1 protein-coding gene is annotated in these 1,656 nt (G+C 37.7%); it reads left to right on the forward strand.

Going from position 1 to position 1,656, the window contains the following annotated elements; all coding sequences use genetic code 11:
- The first annotated feature begins 264 nt into the window (after positions 1-264).
- The gene (locus EKM94_RS12175) at positions 265-1,476 is read left to right on the forward strand and encodes an IS110 family RNA-guided transposase (protein WP_125602404.1); all 1,212 of its coding nucleotides are present in this window, start codon (positions 265-267) and stop codon (positions 1,474-1,476) included.
- Positions 1,477-1,656 lie beyond the last annotated feature (180 nt).

Consider the following 1,656-nt stretch of genomic DNA (forward strand, 5'->3'; position numbering starts at 1 on the left):
AATAAAACTGACTAACATTAGTGGTGAATCATAATTCGACGGAATTATGATTCACCACTTTTCTTTGTTTTGAAGTAAAGTGGTTATGAAGTTGACATGCCGTAGTGCTTTTTGACGCATTATCTGATGACGCCGTAAATAAAAATGACAACTTCATTGGTCTACCGATAAACTCGCTCGAAGTCTGTTGGCTCTTTGAAGCCGTGTATTGAAAATTGGGATGAGTGGAACGATGAAGACAACTTCTATTAGGTGGTGTTTGGAATGGATACACAAATTGTTTTTGGAGTAGATGTTAGTAAGCACAAATCAAATATTGCCATTGTAATCAATGGCAAAGTAGTCGATGAATTTAAGATTACTCATACACGAGATGGTTTTAAACGTTTGGATGATGCGTTGAATCATTTCAAGAATCCACAAGTTATTTTTGAGTCATCAGGAGTCTATTCACGCACTTTACGTGCGTTCCTTCAGCGAAATAATTGGTCATACACTGAAATTAATCCATTAGCCGCTAAAAAGGATATGGATAGTTTCCGTCACAATAAGAATGATCAACTAGATGCAGTTGCCTTAGCTCAGGCAATGAATCAACATCATTATGCCCCAACCTTCCAAGAACAACAGATTTATAGTGAACTACGTGATATGGAACGATCCTATCAAGAGTTCAATGAAGATATTGTTAGAGCTAAAAACAGGCTACATCAAAAACTACAGATTACTTTTCCGGAGATTGAAAAGTTCATGAGTACTACTGATAGTGCACTTTATTGGCACGTCGTACAGCAGTTTTCACATCCAGATTTGGTCTTAGAACTTACTATCGCCGATCTATCAGCTAGCCTCTTAAATGCGACGCCTAAGAATATGAGTGTATTAAGAGCCACAGCACTCGCAGAGCGCTTAAGAAACTTGGCCCTGAATTCAGCTCCAGCTGTAAGGAAAGATGCTTATGCGGTTACTGCAGTGAAGCAGTTAGCGCAAGAGGTTGAGCGTATCAGTGAGCACAAAGCAGAAATCATTCAACAGATGGAAACTCTAGCAAAGAGCTTGCCGGAGTTTGAAATTCTTCAATCAATTCCTGGATTTGGCGTTAAAACCACTGTTTGCGTTATCGCTGAATTAGGTGATATCCGCAGATTCCATAGTGCTAACGCGATCAATGCATATATTGGAATTGATCTGATTCAATATCAATCTGGTGATTTTGAAATGGCTCAACATATCCGTAAACGCGGGAATGCTTACGCACGTAAGATTCTCTTCAAAACAATTCTAAATATGATCAGTACTTCTAAATATCATCCTTCAAACGTCAGTGTGGCTTACGAACAAAAAAAGCAATCTTCTAGTGCCATACGCACCAAGAAGATTGCCATAGCAGCTATGAGCCGCCTGATTAGAACCATATATCACCTAATCAAATACAATGAATTGTACGATTCAAAGATGTTCCTCGCCGAACTCTAATCGTCATTCATTTAAGTAAAGTATAGCACCTCCGAAAAAAAATTACAGCTGAGGTGCTGTTTAGTATGGCAAAATATCAGATTAAATATGATTTAACGCCATAAATAATCTTATTTTGCGTAATTAAGAAAAAGAATCCCTTGATATAGAAGAATTCTCTTGACTAATGGTAGAAAAAAA

Origin of the sequence: Lapidilactobacillus achengensis (genome assembly GCF_003946655.1) — a bacterium.
GTDB lineage: Bacteria > Bacillota > Bacilli > Lactobacillales > Lactobacillaceae > Lapidilactobacillus > Lapidilactobacillus achengensis.